General features: G+C 56.9%; 16 protein-coding genes. 5 read left to right on the top strand and 11 right to left on the bottom strand.

Annotated elements, in window-relative coordinates; all coding sequences use genetic code 11:
• Positions 1-131: 131 nt before the first annotated feature.
• The 10 genes from purH to ACP7B0_RS18185 form a co-directional block, all read right to left on the bottom strand.
• Positions 132-1739 carry a bifunctional phosphoribosylaminoimidazolecarboxamide formyltransferase/IMP cyclohydrolase gene (gene purH / locus ACP7B0_RS18230; RefSeq protein WP_426142929.1) on the bottom strand — a complete coding sequence of 536 codons (1608 nt, stop codon included), beginning with the start codon at positions 1737-1739 and terminating at the stop codon, positions 132-134.
• Positions 1740-1815: 76 nt separating this feature from the next.
• Positions 1816-2136 (bottom strand): DNA-binding transcriptional regulator Fis, encoded by a 321-nt coding sequence (fis, locus tag ACP7B0_RS18225; protein WP_426142927.1) that lies wholly within the window; start codon positions 2134-2136, stop codon positions 1816-1818.
• Positions 2133-3149: a tRNA dihydrouridine synthase DusB gene (gene dusB, locus ACP7B0_RS18220; RefSeq protein ID WP_426142925.1), complete on the bottom strand. Its 1017-nt coding sequence runs from the start codon at positions 3147-3149 to the stop codon at positions 2133-2135. Before dusB ends, fis begins: the two co-directional genes overlap by 4 nt.
• A 318-nt stretch (positions 3150-3467) precedes the next feature.
• On the bottom strand, positions 3468-4802 hold the full coding sequence (locus ACP7B0_RS18215; protein ID WP_426142924.1) for a DUF3426 domain-containing protein: 1335 nt from the start codon (positions 4800-4802) through the stop codon (positions 3468-3470).
• A 24-nt stretch (positions 4803-4826) separates the two neighbouring features.
• Positions 4827-5705: a 50S ribosomal protein L11 methyltransferase gene (prmA, locus tag ACP7B0_RS18210; RefSeq protein WP_426142922.1), complete on the bottom strand. Its 879-nt coding sequence runs from the start codon at positions 5703-5705 to the stop codon at positions 4827-4829.
• Positions 5706-5833: 128 nt separating this feature from the next.
• Complete coding sequence (gene accC / locus ACP7B0_RS18205; RefSeq protein ID WP_426142920.1) at positions 5834-7177, bottom strand: acetyl-CoA carboxylase biotin carboxylase subunit; 1344 nt, start codon at positions 7175-7177, stop codon at positions 5834-5836.
• Between the two features lie 17 nt (positions 7178-7194).
• Complete coding sequence (gene accB / locus ACP7B0_RS18200; RefSeq protein ID WP_426142919.1) at positions 7195-7653, bottom strand: acetyl-CoA carboxylase biotin carboxyl carrier protein; 459 nt, start codon at positions 7651-7653, stop codon at positions 7195-7197.
• A gap of 90 nt (positions 7654-7743) precedes the next feature.
• Complete coding sequence (gene aroQ, locus ACP7B0_RS18195) at positions 7744-8196, bottom strand: type II 3-dehydroquinate dehydratase (RefSeq protein WP_065831849.1); 453 nt, start codon at positions 8194-8196, stop codon at positions 7744-7746.
• Between the two features lie 129 nt (positions 8197-8325).
• The gene (locus ACP7B0_RS18190; protein WP_426142917.1) at positions 8326-10110 is read right to left on the bottom strand and encodes a protein-disulfide reductase DsbD; all 1785 of its coding nucleotides are present in this window, start codon (positions 10108-10110) and stop codon (positions 8326-8328) included.
• A gap of 659 nt (positions 10111-10769) precedes the next feature.
• Complete coding sequence (locus tag ACP7B0_RS18185; RefSeq protein ID WP_426142915.1) at positions 10770-12419, bottom strand: diguanylate cyclase; 1650 nt, start codon at positions 12417-12419, stop codon at positions 10770-10772.
• A gap of 297 nt (positions 12420-12716) precedes the next feature.
• Between ACP7B0_RS18185 and ACP7B0_RS18180 the strand changes: the two genes are divergently transcribed.
• From ACP7B0_RS18180 to ACP7B0_RS18165, 4 genes are all read left to right on the top strand, one after another.
• On the top strand, positions 12717-13223 hold the full coding sequence (locus ACP7B0_RS18180; RefSeq protein ID WP_426142914.1) for an Hcp family type VI secretion system effector: 507 nt from the start codon (positions 12717-12719) through the stop codon (positions 13221-13223).
• On the top strand, positions 13220-14467 hold the full coding sequence (locus tag ACP7B0_RS18175; RefSeq protein WP_426142912.1) for a peptidoglycan recognition protein family protein: 1248 nt from the start codon (positions 13220-13222) through the stop codon (positions 14465-14467). The genes ACP7B0_RS18180 and ACP7B0_RS18175 overlap by 4 nt, the downstream gene beginning before the upstream one ends.
• Before the next feature lie 294 nt (positions 14468-14761).
• Positions 14762-15223 (top strand): hypothetical protein, encoded by a 462-nt coding sequence (locus tag ACP7B0_RS18170; RefSeq protein WP_426142910.1) that lies wholly within the window; start codon positions 14762-14764, stop codon positions 15221-15223.
• Between the two features lie 57 nt (positions 15224-15280).
• Positions 15281-15637 carry a peptidoglycan recognition protein family protein gene (locus tag ACP7B0_RS18165; protein WP_426142908.1) on the top strand — a complete coding sequence of 119 codons (357 nt, stop codon included), beginning with the start codon at positions 15281-15283 and terminating at the stop codon, positions 15635-15637.
• A 793-nt stretch (positions 15638-16430) separates the two neighbouring features.
• Here ACP7B0_RS18165 and ACP7B0_RS18160 read toward each other — a convergent pair.
• The gene (locus ACP7B0_RS18160; RefSeq protein WP_426142905.1) at positions 16431-16967 is read right to left on the bottom strand and encodes a BRO-N domain-containing protein; all 537 of its coding nucleotides are present in this window, start codon (positions 16965-16967) and stop codon (positions 16431-16433) included.
• Positions 16968-17611: 644 nt separating this feature from the next.
• Here ACP7B0_RS18160 and ACP7B0_RS18155 point away from each other — a divergent pair.
• The gene (locus tag ACP7B0_RS18155) at positions 17612-18691 is read left to right on the top strand and encodes a DUF2333 family protein (protein ID WP_426142904.1); all 1080 of its coding nucleotides are present in this window, start codon (positions 17612-17614) and stop codon (positions 18689-18691) included.
• The last annotated feature ends 3 nt before the right edge of the window (positions 18692-18694 follow it).

Below are 18694 nucleotides of genomic sequence, written 5' to 3'. Positions count from 1 at the left end.
ATCCGAAGGCAACCACCGTGGGACCGGCTTTAGCCGGGAAGAGGGAGGTACATTCGACACACTTGTTGTGTCAGTCATGCAGCCTTCCCGGCTAAAGCCGGTCCCACAGGTGTCATGCGGTGCGTTATTTATCAGTGACGGAAATGTCGCATCCCGGTGAACACCATCGCAATGCCCGCTTCATCAGCCGCCGCGATCACTTCATTGTCGCGCATGGAGCCGCCTGGCTGGATCACGGCAGTGATGCCCACCTTGGCGGCATTGTCGATGCCGTCGCGGAACGGGAAGAATGCATCGGAGGCCATCACGGCACCCTGCACCTGCAAACCGGCATGCTCAGCCTTGATCGCTGCGATACGGGCCGAGTTCACGCGGCTCATCTGGCCTGCGCCGACGCCGATGGTCTGGCGATTGCGGGCATAGACAATCGCGTTGGACTTGACGTATTTGGCCACTTTCCAGGCGAAGATCAGGTCGTGAACTTCCTGTTCGGTCGGTGCGCGTTTGGTCACAATCTTCAGGTCGTCGGCACCGATCATGCCAATATCGCGACTCTGCACCAGCAGACCGCCGTTGACACGCTTGTAGTCCCAGGCGGCTGCGCGTTCCGCAGCCCATTGGCCCGTGCTCAGCAGTCTCACGTTGGCTTTGGCGGCCACGACGGCCTTGGCTTCGGCACTCACGCTTGGGGCAATGATGACTTCGACGAACTGACGCTCGACGATGGCCTTGGCGGTTTCGGCGTCCAGCTCGCGGTTGAAGGCGATGATGCCGCCGAACGCGGATTCGGTGTCGGTGGCGTAGGCGAGTTCGTAAGCCTGACGGATGCCGCCTTCAGCGTCCGGGCACACCGCAACACCGCACGGGTTGGCGTGCTTGACGATGACACAGGCTGGCTTGACGAAGCCTTTCACGCATTCCAGTGCCGCATCGGTGTCGGCCACGTTGTTGAACGACAGCTCCTTGCCTTGCAGTTGGGTCGCGGTGGCGATGCCCACTTCGGCCGGGTTGGCTTCGACGTAGAACGCCGCACTTTGGTGCGGGTTCTCGCCATAGCGCATTTCCTGCGCCTTGATGAACTGGCTGTTGAACGTGCGCGGAAACTCGCTGCGGCCAGAGGTCGACAGGGTTTCAGCGGTCTGGTCGATGCTGCCCAGGTAGTTGGCGATCATGCCGTCGTAGGCGGCAGTGTGCTCGAAAGCCTTGAGCATCAGGTCAAAGCGCTGTGCGTAAGTCAGGCCGCCAGCCTTGAGGCTTTCCAGTACCTGGCTGTAATCGCTGGCGTTGACCACGATGGCAACGTCTTTGTGGTTCTTGGCAGCCGAACGCACCATGGTCGGGCCGCCGATATCGATATTCTCGATGGCGGTCGGCAGGTCGCAGCCCGGCTTGGCAACCGTGGCCTGGAAGGGATAGAGATTGACCGCGACCAGATCGATCGGCTTGATGCCGTGCTCGCTCATGATGGCGTCGTCGATGCCGCGACGACCCAGAATGCCGCCGTGGATTTTCGGGTGCAGGGTCTTGACCCGACCGTCCATCATTTCCGCAAAGCCGGTGTAGTCGGCCACTTCTACCGCTGCGACGCCGTTGTCCTTCAACAGCTTGAAGGTGCCGCCAGTGGACAGGATTTCGACGCCAAGGGCTTCCAGCTCACGGGCGAATTCGAGGATTCCCGTCTTGTCGGAAACACTGATCAAGGCGCGGCGGATCGGCAGGCGGGTGGTCTGGTCGGTCATCTCAATTTCCATCAAAAGCGAAAGGATTCACCAAAAAAGGCGACGCCATGAGCGTCGCCTTTTTTGTCTGGAATGCTTAAAGCAGGTCGTACTGCTTGAGTTTCTTGCGAAGGGTGCCACGGTTCAGGCCCAGCAGCTCGGATGCCTTCGTCTGGTTGCCCTTGACGTAATTCATCACGCTTTCGAGCAGCGGTGCCTCGACTTCCGACAACACCAGGTTGTAGACGTCAGTGACGGGAGCGCCTTCGAGGTGGGCGAAATAATTGTGCAGCGCCTTTTCTACACTGCCGCGCAGGGTCTGGCCCGCTTCGCTCGGCGTGTTCAGGTGCTGTTTCAAATTGACGTTGTCGCTCACGGGTGTCGTTCCACTCACTAAAGTCTCAGTCATCATCGTCATGCGGCCACCTCTTCTTCTTCTTTCCCAGCAACCGGGCTTTCATAGCGTTCGCTGAAGAACTCGCGGACGTTGGCGCACTGTGCTTCTGTATCTTGCAAACGATTGAAATGGGCGCGGAACTCCCTGGCGCCCGGCAAGGTTGCGAGATACCAGCCAACATGCTTGCGTGCAATTCGCACACCCAGCACATCGCCGTAGAAAACGTGAAGCGCCGCCAGATGTTCAAGCAGAATGCGTTCCACTTCACTCAACTGCAGCGCCGGCAATGTTTCCCCGGTCCGCAGAAAGTGTTCTATTTCGCGAAAAATCCATGGGCGCCCTTGAGCGGCCCGGCCAATCAACAACCCGTCGGCACCGGTGGCGTCAAGGACGTACCGTGCTTTTCGGGGTGAATCGATGTCGCCATTGGCAAACACCGGAATCGACACGGCCTGCTTGATTTCAGCAATGGTGTCGTATTCGGCTTCACCGGTATAAAGGTCGGCACGGGTGCGTCCATGGACGGCCAATGCCTGGATTCCGGCCTGTTCGGCGATTTTCGCGATCGTCAGGCCATTCTTGTTCGCCCGGTCCCAGCCCGTGCGTATTTTCAAGGTGACCGGCACATCGACTGCGGCCACCACGGCCTGCAGGATCTCGTTCACCAGGTGTTCGTCTTTCAGCAGCGCAGAACCTGCGGCCTTGTTACAGACCTTTTTCGCCGGACATCCCATGTTGATGTCGATGATCTGCGCGCCCAGTTCAACGTTGGCCCGCGCGGCATCCGCCAGCATGTGCGGATCACCACCGGCGATCTGTACCGAGCGAGGCTCGGGATCACCTTCGTGGATCATGCGCAGACGCGATTTGCGACTGTTCCACAGGCTCATGTCACTGGTGACCATCTCTGAGACCACCAGCCCCGCACCGAGTTGGCGGCAGAGCTGACGAAAGGGCTGGTCGGTGACGCCCGCCATGGGGGCGAGAATCAAGCCATTTTGTAATGTATACGGACCGATGCGTACCGCCGACATAGGTGTGCCTGTTGTGGGGCCGAATCATCGCAGGCCGTGATGACTGCTCGATGTTCACGGTCTGCCCGGTCCAGTCATCAAAGAGCTCAAGCGCTTTTCAGACCGAATCCAGAGTAAGAAAAAGGGTGGGCATGATACCCGCTCTCGATGACTGGATAAAGGCTGAATTGGATAAAATCTGAACAGTTATTTTTTATCGCGAAACGTTCGCTGTCGTTGTCTTGGGTCATGAAATGCGGTCATCGACTGCTGCCAACGGGAGCTTCATCGCCGATGTGGCTGGCCCGGGAAGTCAGCAGGCCAGACAGCGAGCGGCTTTCATTCCGGAGAGCGGAAACTCAGGCTGTAATTCACGGCCTTGGCGCCGGGGTCGAGAATGTCCAGTGCGATATGAATCGGCGTCTGAGGCGGCATTTCCTCCTTGCCGGCCATCTCCCCGCTCAAGTATTCGCCGGGTTTGAAGCGACGACTGGCAATCAACTGACCACCGGTATCGGCAAAGCGCAGCTCCAGCAAAGGAAACGGCTGGGAGAACGACGCACGGTTATAGATGATGGCGTCCACCACCAGCGCACCTTTGAATTCAGGGTGACTGCGAACCACCAGATTGCTGCTTTTCAGCAGTTTGATATCAACCTTGGAGGGCACTTTGCAGCCGACTTGCGGGCAGATCAACTGAAACCAGGGGCGGTACTGATCCTGGCGGGCCAGCTCATCGAAGTGATACCAGATGTATTGACCTGCGAGGCCCGCCAAGGCCAGGGTCGCGAGCAGCCCCCAGATAAAGCGCCGTCCCCAGCTGGACTTTGGCCGCTGCCATTCCAGTTGCAGCGGTTCGTCGGTCAGGTCAAGCAATGTCTGTTCGTGTACCGCAGGCTCGTTGCGATTGCGCCGTCCGCGAACGCCCGCCTCGTGCAGGGGCTCAGGGTCTTGCTCAAGGTCCTCGTCGTCCAGTGCCGACCAACGTTGGGTCTCCTCGTCCCTGGGCGCCTTGCGCTGGCTCTGGAGAGGCGCCATGGGTTCGTCGTCACCTGTTTCATCCGGTGTCAGGGACAGTGACGGTTCGGTCCTGCCGGTGCGCGATGTAGGCTCCGGCCCGGATTCCGGTTCGAGTGCCAGCGATTGTTGAGGCTCGGATACGACCTGGGCTTGCAGCTCCGGCAGTTGACTGACGTCGTCATTGCGCAGGCTGGGGACCCATTCGTCGTCCTCCGAGGGTGCGTTGTCGCGACGTGCGGACAGGTGGGTATCGCCCGGGCTGTGGCTTGTCTCGCCGCCAAATGTTTCCGGCAGCTGGATTTCCCGTTGCTCCAGGCGAGCCAGTTCTTCGTCCAGATCCAGGTCGTCCAGGTCCAGTGCGTTGGCTGTCCAGTCTCTGGGTGTCGGGACGATGTCTGGGGCTTGCACTTCTGGCGCGGCTGCGACGGGCACAAGTGCGGGTGAAGGTTGCTCCACCGGTGGCGCAGGCTCGCTCGGTTGGGCAGGCGCGGCAACGGCCTCGCTGTCGCGCTGCTCCAGCAGTTGCTTGGCCGCATTGAAGACCTGCAGGCAGGCGCCGCAACGAACCACGCCCCGTGCCACGCTCAACTGGGCGTGGCTTACACGGAAACTGGTCTGGCAGTGCGGGCACTGGGTGACGAAACTGTCGGTCATGCGGCTGTCCGGTTCAAGCGGCGGTTAACGGCGACGGCCGGTGATGCGTACCCAGCCATCACGGTTGGCAATCGGATCCAGATCAAACTGGGCGGCATAAGCGGCGGCCACTTCCTCGCCTTGCTCGGCAAGGATGCCGGACAGCGCGAGTCGTCCGCCGGTTTTGACGAGCGTTGCCAACTGGGGCGCCAGGGCGACGAGTGGACCGGCGAGAATGTTGGCGACCAGCACATCGGCTTGTTCCTGGGGCAGGTCTTCCGGCAGATACAGCGGGAAGCGCTCCGGCGCGATGTGGTTACGTCCGGCGTTATCCCGGGAGGCTTCCAGCGCCTGAACGTCGATATCCGTGCCCACGGCCTGTTTCGCGCCCAGCAGCAGCGCGGCAATGGCGAGGATGCCCGAGCCGCAACCGAAATCCAGCACGTTGCAGTCTTTCAGGTCCTGACCGTCCAGCCACTCCAGGCACAGCGCGGTGGTCGGATGGGTGCCCGTGCCAAACGCCAGGCCCGGGTCGAGCAGCAGATTGACGGCGTCCGGCTCTGGCGCGGCATGCCAGCTCGGCACGATCCACAGACGCTGACCAAAACGCATCGGCTGGAAGTTGTCCATCCAGCTGCGTTCCCAGTCCTGATCTTCGATGACTTCGCTCATGTGTTCAGGCAAGTCAGCGCCCGTGAGCAGTTTCAGGTGTGCAAGCACGTGGGCTGCATCGGTGTCGGCTTCGAACAAGGCTAGCAGATGGGTGTGCGACCACAGCGGCGTGGTGTTGAGTTCCGGCTCGAAGATCGGCTGATCTTCAGCGTCCATGAACGTCACCGATACGGCGCCGACTTCAAGAAGGGCGTCTTCGTAGGTTTCGGCTTGTTCTGGACTGATGGCGAGACGGACTTGCAGCCAGGGCATGGCGGGTTACCTTCAAATGAAAAAGTGATGTGCAGTTCAGTGCAGCAGAAAACGCGCAAGTTTACTGCCATGCGTCACAAACAACAAAGCCGCTGTGAAAGCGGCTTTGTTGTTATGGGGCAGGCGGACTATTGATTAGCCAGCTTGTGTTCCAGGTAGTGAATGTTGACACCGCCTTCGCAGAAGCCTTCATCACGGGTCAGATCACGGTGCAGCGGGATGTTGGTCTTGATCCCGTCGACCACGATTTCGTCCAGGGCATTGCGCATGCGTGCCATGGCTTCGTCGCGGGTTGCGCCCCACGTGATCAGCTTGCCGATCAGCGAGTCGTAGTTCGAAGGGACCTTGTAACCGCTGTACAGGTGCGAGTCGACCCGCACGCCATTGCCGCCCGGCGCGTGGAAATGCTTGACCAGGCCTGGGCTCGGAACGAAGGTTTTCGGATCTTCGGCGTTGATCCGGCATTCCAGCGAATGCCCGTGGATGACGACGTCATCCTGGGTAAACGACAGTTTGTTGCCAGCGGCGATGCTCAGCATCTCCTTGACGATGTCGATACCCGTGACCATCTCCGAAACCGGGTGCTCTACCTGCACGCGCGTGTTCATCTCGATGAAGTAGAAGTGGCCGTTCTCGTAAAGAAACTCGAACGTACCGGCACCGCGGTAACCGATGTCGACGCAGGCCTTGACGCAGCTTGCCAGTACGGCCTTGCGTGCTTCTTCGTCGATGAACGGGGCCGGCGCTTCTTCCAGAACCTTCTGGTGACGACGCTGCAACGAGCAGTCGCGGTCGCCCAGGTGGATCGCCTGGCCCTGGCCGTCGGAAATGACCTGCACTTCCACGTGACGCGGGTTGGTCAGGTATTTTTCCAGATAAACCATCGGGTTGCTGAACCAGGCAGCCGCTTCGGCGCGGGTCTGCTTGGCCGCTTCGATCAGGTCTTCTTCCTTGTGAACCACGCGCATGCCGCGACCACCACCGCCACCGGCGGCCTTGATGATCACGGGATAACCGACTTCACGGCCGATGCGCAGAGCGGTTTCTTCGTCTTCAGGCAGCGGGCCGTCAGAACCTGGAACCGTGGGCACGTTGGCGCGCTTCATGGCGTCCTTGGCAGACACCTTGTCGCCCATCAGGCGGATGGTTTCGGCTTTCGGGCCGATGAAGGCGAAACCCGATTTCTCGACCTGTTCGGCAAAGTCGGCGTTTTCCGCAAGGAAGCCGTAGCCCGGGTGAATCGCCGTGGCGCCGGTCAGTTCGGCAGCCGAGATGATGGCCGGGATATTCAGGTAGGAAAGGTTGGCGGGCGCCGGGCCGATGCAGACGGTTTCGTCCGCCAGGCCCAGGTGCATTAACTCGCGGTCTGCCGTGGAGTGTACAGCGACAGTCTTGATGCCCAGTTCTTTACAGGCACGCAGAATGCGCAAGGCAATTTCGCCGCGGTTGGCGATCAGAACTTTTTCCAACATCGCAGGCTCTCCCCGGTTCAAACGATGGTGAACAGCGGCTGGTCATACTCAACCGGCTGACCGTTTTCTACCAGGATGGATTCGATCACGCCGCTGACTTCAGCTTCGATGTGATTCATCATTTTCATCGCTTCAACGATGCAGATGGTGTCGCCTTTCTTGACGGTCTGGCCCACTTCCACAAACGCTGGCGAAGTCGGCGCAGGGGTGCGGTAGAACGTACCGACCATAGGCGACTTGACCACGGTGCCATTGAGCTTGGGCGCTGACGGCGCTTCTGCGGCGGCAACCGGTGCGGCGGCAGCAGCAGGCGCAGCCGCTGGAGCAGGCATCGGGGCAGGCGCGTAGTACTGCTGTGCCGGAGTCTTGCTGTGACGGCTGATCCGTACGGACTCTTCGCCTTCACGGATTTCCAGTTCGTCGATGCCGGATTCTTCCAGCAGTTCGATCAGTTTCTTGACTTTACGGATATCCATTAATCTTCAACTCCCAAGGGTCGGTCAGGGGTAAGTCTTAGTCAGCAGCCGGTTCAGGCGATGGTTCAACACAGCTTCACGCCGGGTCGATCAAGGCCTGGAACTTACGGCCAGTTGTTCCAGGGCGGCCTCCAGGGCCAGTCGATAACCGCTGGCGCCAAGGCCGCAGATCACACCTACCGCAACATCGGAAAAGTAGGAGTGATGGCGGAAAGGTTCGCGCTTGTGCACGTTTGACAGATGCACTTCGATGAATGGGATGCTCACTCCCAGCAGCGCGTCACGTATTGCCACGCTGGTGTGCGTAAAAGCAGCCGGATTGATCAGGATGAAATCCACGCCTTCATCTCGCGCAGCATGAATGCGATCGATCAATTCGTACTCGGCATTGCTTTGCAGGTACATCAGATGGTGGCCGGCGTCACGGGCCTGCTGCTCAAGGTTCTGATTGATCTGGGCCAACGTAATCGCGCCGTAGATCCCCGGTTCGCGGGTGCCAAGCAGGTTCAGGTTGGGGCCATGCAGGACCAGGAAAGTCGCCATCGTGTGTTCCTTGTTAGGGTTGCGAGCGCTGATGCCCGGCGACTATGCCGGAAACCGCATTGGACTGTCCAGTTAACTGCAATAGCCAGCACGATGACCGACATTCGCGAAAAGTTTGTGACTCATTCGCTAGATTTGGTCATTTGCTCTAATCAGGCGCTCTACAAGGTCGTTCGCGTCGATTTCGCCGATGACCCGCAGATCTGCGCGCTCCTGGCCATTTTTGCCGAAGATCAACAACGCGGGAGGGCCGAACAGCTTGTAGCGGTCCAGCAAGGCGCGCTGTTCGGCATTGCTGTCGGTCATGTCGAAGCGGATCAGTCGATAACCCTTGAGCTGACTGACAACGCCCGGATCTGGCAGGACTTCATGTTCGATCACCTTGCAACTGATGCACCAGTCGGCGTACCAGTCGAGCAACAAGGGCTGGCTGTTGGCCTTCGCATCGCTCAAGGCACGATCCAGCTCCGCAGGCGTGGTGATGGTCTGCCAACCGGCGCTGGCCACTGCACGGCTGTCATTAATGAGCGAAGGTTGGGCGCGACCCAGGGGACGGGTCGGATCGGTTTGCCCGCTCCAGGCGCCGAACCAGCAGGTCAGAGCATAGACCAGCAGGAACAGGCCAAACAGTTGGCCGAGGCGTTGCCGAGTGGTTTTCTCGGTGAACTCCAGAGCCCCCAGAAACAAAGCGACCCCGGCGGCGAGCAGGCCAGCCAGCATCAGGGTGATCTCACCCGGCAGGACGCGGCTGAGCAACGCGATAGCCAATGCCAGCAGCAAAATACCGATGGCGTTCTTGACCAGCAGTAGCCATGGCCCGCTGCGTGGCAGCCAGGTGGCACCCCCGGTGGCGATGAGCAGCAGCGGTGCGCCCATGCCCAGGCCCAGGGCAAACAGCTTCAACGCGCCGCCAAGTGCATCGCCGCTGGCGCTGATATAAAGCAGGGCGCCCGCCAGCGGTGCCGACACGCAAGGTGACACCAGCAAACTGGAAACCACGCCCAGCACTGCGGCCCCCCATAATGAACCACCCTCGGTCCGGCCTGCGATGCGGTCCAGACGGGAGCTGATCGCATAGGGCAGGCGCAGCTCGAAGAAGCCGAACATGGCGATGGCGAACACCACGAAAAACAGTGAAAACGGCACCAGAACCCACGCCGATTGCAGGCGCGCCTGAAGGTTGAGCCCCGCCCCGAACACGCCCATCAAGGCCCCGAGCGCGGCAAAACAGATCGCCATGGGCAGCACATAAGCCAATGACAGACTGAAACCGCGCCACCCGCCAACCTGCCCGCGCAACACCACGCCGGACAGAATCGGCAGCATGGGCAGTACGCATGGGGTAAACGTCAGACCAATACCCGCCAGGAAAAACAGCGCCAGCTCCTTCCAGTCCCACCCGGTGGCTGCCTGGGTTGCAGGGGGCATTCCGGCAGGCGTGGCCACCGCGTCACCGATGCTCAGGCGCTCGGTTTCCGGCGGGTAGCACAAGCCTTTGTCGGCGCAGCCCTGGTAGGTCACCACCAGTGTGAAGGGTCGGTTGTCACCGGGTTTGCGGGGCAGATCAACATCAACGATGCCGTGGTACACCTCGACGTCGCCGAAGTACTCGTCATGCTTCTGCTCGCCGGCTGGCAACTGCGCGGCACCCAGGCCAATGTCGGCCGGCTCGGTACGGAACTGGAAGCGGTGGCGATACAGGTAATAACCTTCAGTGGCGACAAACCGCAGCTTGATCGACTCGGGTGTGGTGTCGATCAGGTTGAGCTGAAAAGCCTCACGGACGGGCAGGAAATCCTTGCTGTTGTCCAGCGTTGACCCGCCCAGAACCGAGTTCGGACGGCCGTCCAGAATGCCGGCACCCACGGCAGGCAAGGCGAGGATCAACAGCAACAGGCATAACAGGCGGCGCATGGCGGTCTCGGGTCGCGAAAGTTCGCGCATCATAGCGGAGTGTTTGAAGCTGTGCAGGGATGCAGGTCAAAAGAGGTTTCAATCCAATAATCTATGGGTTTTGGGGCGCTGTTCATTCTGTAGGACCGGCTTTAGCCGGGAGAGGGCATCTGCAACGATAAAGAAGCCGTGACTGTGCTGGCCTCTTCTCGGCTGAAGCCGGTCCCACGGGTGGAATTTCAATTCAATAATTCATGGTTGTTGGGGCGCTGTTCATTCTGTAGGACCGGCTTTAGCCGGGAGAGGGCATCTGCAACGATAGAGAAGCCGTGAATGTGCCGGCCTCTTCCCGGCTGAAGCCGGTCCCACGAAAATAATTCAATTCAATACTTATGGTTTTGGGCGCTATTCACCCTGTGGGACCGGCTTTAGCCGGGAGAGGGCATTTGCAGAGATAGAGAAGCCGTGAATGTACTGGCCTCTTCCCGGCTGAAGCCGGTCCCACGAAGATAATTCAATTCAATATTTATGGTTTTGGGCGCTGTTCACTCTGTGGGACCGGCTTTAGCCGGGAAACGGCATCCGCAGCAATAGAGGCGCCGTGAATGTACCGGTCTTTTCCCGGCTGAAGCCGGTCCAACGGGCAATGATTTATGGCTTTTGGGCGGGCGCAGCGCGTGTCACAGGCTGTCGCCGACGCTCACCAAAAACGGCCCTTCATGGTCGCAGTGCACGTGATTACGTCCTGCATCCTTGGCACGGTACAGCGCTTCATCTGCACGGGAGGCGAGCATCAGGCTGTCGTCCGTATCGCGCAGTTCCACGACCCCCGCGCTGAAGGTGCACGACAGGTCCACCGGTTGCGCCGGAAAGTGGATTTCCGAGAAGCGCTGACGGATTTCGTCGAGCACTTTGTGGGCGTTGTGAATGCTGGTGTCCGGCATCACGATGGCAAACTCTTCGCCGCCGTAGCGCCCGATGTAATCGGTCTTGCGCAGCCGCTGCTTAAGAAACAGCGCCAGGCTTTTGATAACCCGGTCGCCCATGGGATGGCCGTGGCTGTCGTTCACTTTTTTGAAGTGATCAATATCGAGCATCGCAAAGCACAGTCGTTGATTTTCCCGGCGAGCGCGAAAGCTGCAGTCTTCGAGCAATTGCAGGATATGCGTGTGGTTATACAGCCCCGTCAGGCTGTCCCGGACCATGCGCGCCTTGAGGTTGCGTGCCCGGGCCGCACGGTTGCGCACCGTGGTGATCAGGTGGCGCGGCTTGATCGGCTTGGTCAGGAAGTCATCCCCGCCCTCGCTCATGGCGTCGAGCTGCTTGTCCAGATCATCTTCGGCCGAAAGGTAAATAATCGGCACGCTGACATAACGATCGTTGTGCCGGATGACTTTGGCCAGCTCCACGCCCGTGCAGCCGGGCATGTACATGTCGAGGATGATCAGATCAGGCTGAAAATCTGCCAGTTCCGTCATTGCCTGAATCGGGTCCAGCAGCGTGCGGGTCACGATGCCCGCGCTGTTGAGCAAGCGTTCGGTGTGGGCAACCTGGGCGCGGGAGTCGTCGATGATCAGCACTTTATAAGGCTCATACTGCGCGACACAGGTCAGGATCTCGATTTTCTCCAGCAGGCTCGACGCTTCAAGCGTCCCGGTGAGAAATTCCTCACCCCCGGCGCGCACCGCAGCCAGGCGCGTAGGCGTGTCGGTTTCCTCATGGCTGAAAAACAACAGCGGCAACTTTTGCTCCAGGCCTTCCTGAACCTGCGCCGCCAGCTTCAAACCTTCGCCGGGGCCACAGAAATCCACATCGATGACAATGGCAGCAGGATGCCGCTGAGCCATGGCTTCGTGGAAGGTCTTCAGGTCACTCAGCGATTGCGCGAACAGGCCGAAGAACTCCAATTGCTTGGCCAGCCGCTCCGCGCGCTCGCAGTCCTGCAAAGCAATGTAGATCGGCTTGCGCAGCGGTGGCAGCGACGTCTGCTCGAAACGGTCGCCATGACGCAATCCCGTGCGAGACAGGCGCTGCATGATGCGATTGAGGTCCGTAATCAAGCCACTGCTCAACCGGCCCCGATTCGCCTCGACCGCGTCAAGCGCCAGGCTGATTGCACCCGCCAGTTCCACATGCTCGACCTGCTCGAAGCGCTCGGCAAAGCGCATCAGACGCTCATTGGCGTCCTTGAGCTCAGCCAGATCCTCAGAAGACCATTCACTTTGTTGCAGCCGCTGCCACGCCTCAAGAATCTGACGCGCCTGATGGATGACTCGTTGAGCGAAGTGATGCTTGAGCCGGTCTCGGCTTGGGTCTTCTGACTCGGTCATGGGCTGACTACGTAGTGATTTCACGGGTGAATAATGCTGGCGCTATGCTAGCACCTCTGTTTCGACGCAGCGTGCCGTAAGTCAATTAATTGGCAACTATTTGTACGCCCGTCGGCTTCCTTGTCGTTCTGCAAGGCAAGTGCCATGGCTTGTAGGGTTTTTGAGCGGAATCGCCGAGTTTTTCGTGTGAATTGAACCTGGGGGTTGTCAGGTATTTCCGAATTTTTGAGGGGGTGGGTTGGGGGGCTGGAAGGGCTGGTAGGGTGCCGGGTATTTACTACCAAGGAGTGTCTCCCTATGCCAACGCCCGCGTACATGAGGATTGAAGGAACGCAACAAGGCGTCATAACCCAAGGCGCACTGAGCGAGGCCTCTGTCGGCAATTCATGGCAGCAAGGGCATGAAAATCAGATTCTCGTCCAGCAAATTAGCCACGCGATAACAGTACCTGGCGGCGTGCAAGCAGGTCAGAGAATGCACAAGCCGGTAATCATTACCAAAGCGCTCGATAAATCATCCCCTCTTATCAATACCGCCTTGAGTAACGGTGAGCCGCTGAAACTCTGTCGGATCGAATTTTTCCGTAACGCCGTCAGTGGAGCGCAAGAACATTTCTACACGATCGAACTCAAGAATGCCCTGATCATCGGCATCGACTTGCTGCTTCCCCATTGTCAGGATCTCAGCACCGCCCATTTCACCCAGCTTGAAAGAGTGCACATCGCTTACCAGACCATTACCTGGCGGCACGAAATCGCCGGAACGTCAGGCTACGACGAATGGATTGGAGAGAGCCCGCTTTGAAGTTGATCAGCGCTCAATATTCGCTGCCGCAAGAGCTCGGCAATGCCTACCCGGCCGATGAGGCGGCAGGATTGTTGGGTCAGGCTTTTGAGCGTCGCGAACGCATCGACGGTTTGAGTCAGTTGCGTCGCGATCAACTGATTAACTTCGAGAGCGAAGTATTGGAACGTGTTGAGACGGGTGAGTGGCTACTGGTCAAGGACGAAGCCTATGCGTTCGATTGGGGACAGTTTGATGAGCCTGTGCGCGAGCGGATGTTTGATCTACGAGTGCAGGAGTTGCTAAGGGCGCCTCCGGTTCAGGCATCGGTGAAAATCAGGTATGGTCAGATTTTTCGGATTATAAACAGTGAAACAGGAATGCCACTCCCTCTCAGGCCTTATGTTGCTGTAGTTGATGGAGAGGAAGTTAAGGGTAAGTCGGATTTTGATGGAATAGTGCGTGTGTTTGCGTTGTCTGAGCGCTCAAGGATCTCTATACGTGTCGAATATGAGGCTCCGGTAGGAAATATCGATAGGTTTGTGAGCGAGGAAGCGCGGGAACGCCTAATTACTCTAGTAGGTGCTCGCAATTTAGATATAGAATTGCCGCTAATTGAAATTCCAGTAGATGATCGTGCGATGACGCGTGAAGTCATTTTGCGGGCATTGAAGCGCTCAGAATTTTTATCCACGGAGCGTTCGGCTTGGGGGGCGCTTAAGAATACCCCGACGATGGCAATGGATTGGGACTATTCGATGGTTGCCTTGCATCACGCGGGGCGCACGTTTGGTTGTGGGGATTTTGGGGCGCTACAAATGGGGCGGATTTTGAGTAGCCATCTGGTTAAATTTGGAGAGGTTGGCTACCATTTCGGTATAGATTGTACGGGCCATATTTTTGAAGGGCGCGATTTAAGATTGAAAGGAAGCAGTGTCCTTCACTACAACACAGGCGTTATAGGTATCGTCCTGTTGGAGGATTTAACCACTCCCAATGAAGTCGGTGATCTGGTCGATGATGCGAAAGATTTTATGGCGGTATGGGGTTATAAAACCCAGAGCGAAGCTCCCAGTCGGCAGGTGGTGGCGCTTAACGCGTTGCTGGATGTTATTCAATCATTTTTCACCATTGAGGTTTTAGGTGGCCACCGGGAATTTCCCAAGCAAATTGATGAAGAGAAGGTTTGTCCGGGTAATGGAGGTTTAGAGTTGGCGCGAAAAATAAGAGCTGAGAGAGGGCTTCGAGCTCCTGATTTAGGATAGGGGCGGGCCTCATAGTATTGTTGGTATTGGTTCTTGTTATGGATGTGGGGTGCTAGAACGCTGGGCATGAAAATCGTCCTGATAGTGCCGTATTTTTTATTAAGGTGTCTCTTTTGTTCATGGTTAAGGTCACAAATATTCTCACCGTGTCGTAGGGGCAGAGCTCCCGTTTACAGGCGTGTGGTATGCAGCAATGATCAATTTTTGTAAACTTCGGTGTGAGATAGATGCAAAGTTAAAACGCTTCGGCGGTATCGAATGCTTGTATAAAAATTGCATGTGTGGAGGTCTTCGGTGAGTTTATTACGTTGGTTGAATGGTAGTTTTAGGCGATGCTGTTTAGTGTGGGGGATTTTTGATGGTTTATTCATTTTTTTGTATTGTCTAGTCAGTGTGATGAGTGATCATGTTCCTTATTTTTATGAGTTTCAGCTGTTGCAAATGTTTTGGGGGCAGCCGTATTCACAAAGCGACTGGCAGTTTTTAGCTGTTCCTATTGCTACGGCTTTATGGGTTTTCAACGTGTCTATCATTTTGTCGTTTATTCTTTTTTTGAGTGGGTCAAGACGGGTTCGGTATCTGATTTTTGCGCAGTTGCCATTTAGATTGGTTGGGGTGATAGTGCTGGGTACTGCTGTGGTTGCCAGCAAAACCATAACGGTTAAGGTGGCGCTGACTTTTGTAATGGTGTTTTTTGTGGTCGCTGAGATGATAAGATTTATTTCTCTAGTGTCGACTCATAAGTCACCAGTTTGAAGCTGTTATGGTCGTCATGTTGCCAAGTGGGGCCGGCTGCTTATGAAATGCCTTCGCATGCCATTCATTCGTTATAAAGGAAGTCATTTGGCTGGATTCAATACTGGCGTTATCGGTATCGTGCTGCTGCAAAATCTCACTGCTATTGATGAGGGGGATGATATCGTGGCAGACGCCAGGGTAATGGCAAATGACCGTGTCGGATATGATACGACGCCTGAAATACCTCCCCGTCAAATTGACGCTCTGCTTGGCCTTATTAAGGTGTTGAAGAGTGTATTTAATATTTTTGTTCTAGGTGGGCATCGAGAGTTTCCATTTCAAGAAGGGAAGATATGTCCTGGTTATTTGGCTCTGGAGTTTGTGCGCATATTGCGCTCTCAATCTGGCCTGCTTGCGCCGTCTAAGTCATGAAGGTTTTTCTAGCCGGTTTCGTGGTGCTTATAATTTACTTTGCTGCGAATTATGGGTTCTACGATTACCTCGAAGATGCTGATCCTGAAGCGGTATTTTTTAAAAAAAATACTTAACCTTGCAGGTGAGGTTTTATAATATTTTTGCTTATGAGTCCGACCCCAAGCGGATTGATGAACTCTCGCTTGATGAGCGAGAAAAGGTCATTACTTATTGTAAATATCGGCTCGGAATTATTACCGATCTGTCCACTGAGAGTGATCTGGAACAATGCAAGTATGGCAACGTACCTCTGCATTTCAGGCGGCAGTATCAAATGGAGTGAGTTTGAGCATGGGGCAAATCATGCATTTCCGGCTAAGTCAGCGAGTCGTATGTCTACTGTTCGGGATTTATGATGCTCTCTGTATCGTCTGGTACTGGTTTATCAGCCTGATGTTGAATCGCGTACCCTATTGGAGTGATTTCGAATTTATTGTGTCGAGCTTTGCTGATTTGTCAGGCTCGAGTTTCTCGTTCTTGCTGGTGTGGTTCGGTATCTGCTATCTATCTAATGTGTCCATTCTCGCGTTATGCCTGCTATTTTTTTGCAATAAGCCCGTGGTCAAATATGTGGTGTATTTTCAGCTGCCCCTAAGGTGGCTTCTTCTGATTATATTGTTAATGTTCATGGGGGCAGGCACAGAACAAGCGCCTTGGCTGAAAAAAATAATAGTATGGTCGATTTTTGTATTTTTCTTCTCTGTTGAAGTATGCAGAACGCGGTATATAGGGCAACTCAAGCCCTGGATCATCAGAAAAGCGCTCGCTCCTTACTGTCGAGGCCCAATCTAATTCTGATCTTTTTCCACCCACTGGCTGGCGTGACCTGCAACCCCTCCCGCCCCGGCAACAAACTCGGCATATCCCGCAATCGAATCCACGGTTCGTTCTGCCAGTGCATCACGCTCAGTTCGCCGCCTTGCCACTCCAGTCTTGCCGGTGTCGGGCTGTTGTGAATGTGGCGCGAGGGGGCTTGGTTGAGGTGGGGCAGCACTTCGTAGGTCAGCCATTGGCGCAGTTGGCTGTTGGCGGGGTGATGGTGGTAGATGAGCAGGGCGTAGACCGCGGACTCGCTGATCATCTGCACTTCTTGCACTTCCCCTTTGTAGCGCAGGTTCACGGTGCGGCGTTGATCTGCGTCGAGTTTTCGGGTGATGCGCTGTTCGAAGAACATGCCCATGAGTCGGCCCAGGTCCAGCGCGCAGAACCAGGCTTGACGTTCGATGATCAGCGCGTGGAGTGGCAGCTTGTGGCGGGTGAAAACGAGGGGTTCGTAAAGGGCGTCCATGCGGTCTGTCCTCTTTGCAGTAAAGGCGTCGGGAGCTAAGAACACCCAAACCTGGTGCCAGCATATTCCCCCGAAGGGTCTTTTATTAGCCGACTCCCGACATGACAGACAAGCAGAAGTGTAGTGCGCAGGCGATAAGAATCCTTATCGAAAGGCGCAAAAAAAGCCGCTGTCTATCGTGGCGGGAGTTAACGGGGTTGAGAGTTCTTAGGCTCAGGCCGCTCATGATAAAGAGCCGCACAGTTGGGTCAATGCCCAATCCTGTAGGGCATTTCCGGTTTTGGTGTGGTCGTATGAATGGCAGAGGGGTTGTGGGAGCGAGGCTTGCCCGCGAATCGGAATTTCAGGCGACCTATATAGATCGTCCGATACGACGTCTTCGCGGGCAAGCCGCGCTCCAACAGGATTTACGTTCGATACCGCCACATCTCTGCCACGCCAGCGCCCCCACGTTGGAGGCTCGCCCGCAAAGGCGATGTGCCTGCCACAGAAGATTTTCTGGAGGTCCCGCCCTCTTCGCGGGCAAGCCTCGCCAGCGGGTCATCTGGAAACAACAAAACCACCTACCCCTCATACCCGCAAAACGCACCTTGCTGTAAGGTTGCGGTCAGAGCACTGAACTCCGTGATTGAAAGGATATGGCCATGCTGGATTGGAAAAACCGCGCAGGCAGCGCGAGTGAACGCGTCGATGAACCTGCCTCAGTGAAGCGGCGCGGTTACTTGGGCGGGCTGTTTTACAGTCGGGCCTTGGGCGTGCTGATAGGGATTTACCTGATCGCCACGTTGCTGATCGGCTGGTATTGGAGCCAGGAGCCCGCGCTGTTCCCTGTCCAGCAGAACGCCCAGGCTGCGGCGCAGCGCGACGGCAGGCAGATGGTGGTCGGCTACACCACGGTCGAAACCTTGAAAACCGTTGCTCAGACGCTGCTCGACAAGCCGGGTGGCTACCTGTCCAACGACCGTCTGCCGCCGGGTCTGTGGCTGGACAACATTCCTAGCTGGGAATACGGCGTGCTGGTTCAGGTGCGTGATTTGAGCCGTGCCATGCGCAAGGACTTTGCCCGCTCCCAGTCGCAGTCCGCCGAAGACAGCGATCTGGCCAAGGCCGAGCCGCTGTTCAACTTCAACAACCGCAGCTGGATCCTGCCGTCGAGCGAGTCGCAATACCGTGACGGCATTGCTGCGCTGAGCCGTTATCAAGCGCGCCTTTCCGATCCTGCGCAGAAAAATGCGCTGTTTTATGCCCGCGCGGACAACCTGAACAACTGGTTGGGGGATGTGGGCACGCGCCTGGGTTCGTTATCCCAGCGTTTGTCGGCGAGCGTCGGTCGCGTCAAGCTCAACAGTACCTTGAAAACCGAGGCGATGGCTGAGGTGAAGCCGGGGGAAGTGCCGCAGGTGGACGAGGAAATCGTCGAGACGCCGTGGCTGCAGATCGACAACGTGTTCTATGAAGCACGCGGTCAGGCCTGGGCGTTGTCTCACCTGTTGCGCGCCATTGAAGTGGACTTCGCTGATGTACTGGCCAAAAAGAATGCAACGGTGAGTGTGCGTCAGATCATTCGTGAGCTGGAAGCGTCGCAAGAACCGATGTGGAGCCCGATGATACTCAACGGCAGTGCGTTTGGCGTTCTGGCCAACCACTCACTGGTTATGGCCAACTACATTTCCCGCGCCAATGCCGCCGTGATTGACCTTCGTCAACTGCTGTCGCAAGGCTGATCG

This window comes from Pseudomonas sp. DWP3-1-2 (assembly GCF_049896285.1).
Classification (GTDB): Bacteria; Pseudomonadota; Gammaproteobacteria; order Pseudomonadales; family Pseudomonadaceae; genus Aquipseudomonas.
This window is presented reverse-complemented; position numbering and strand designations above follow the sequence as displayed.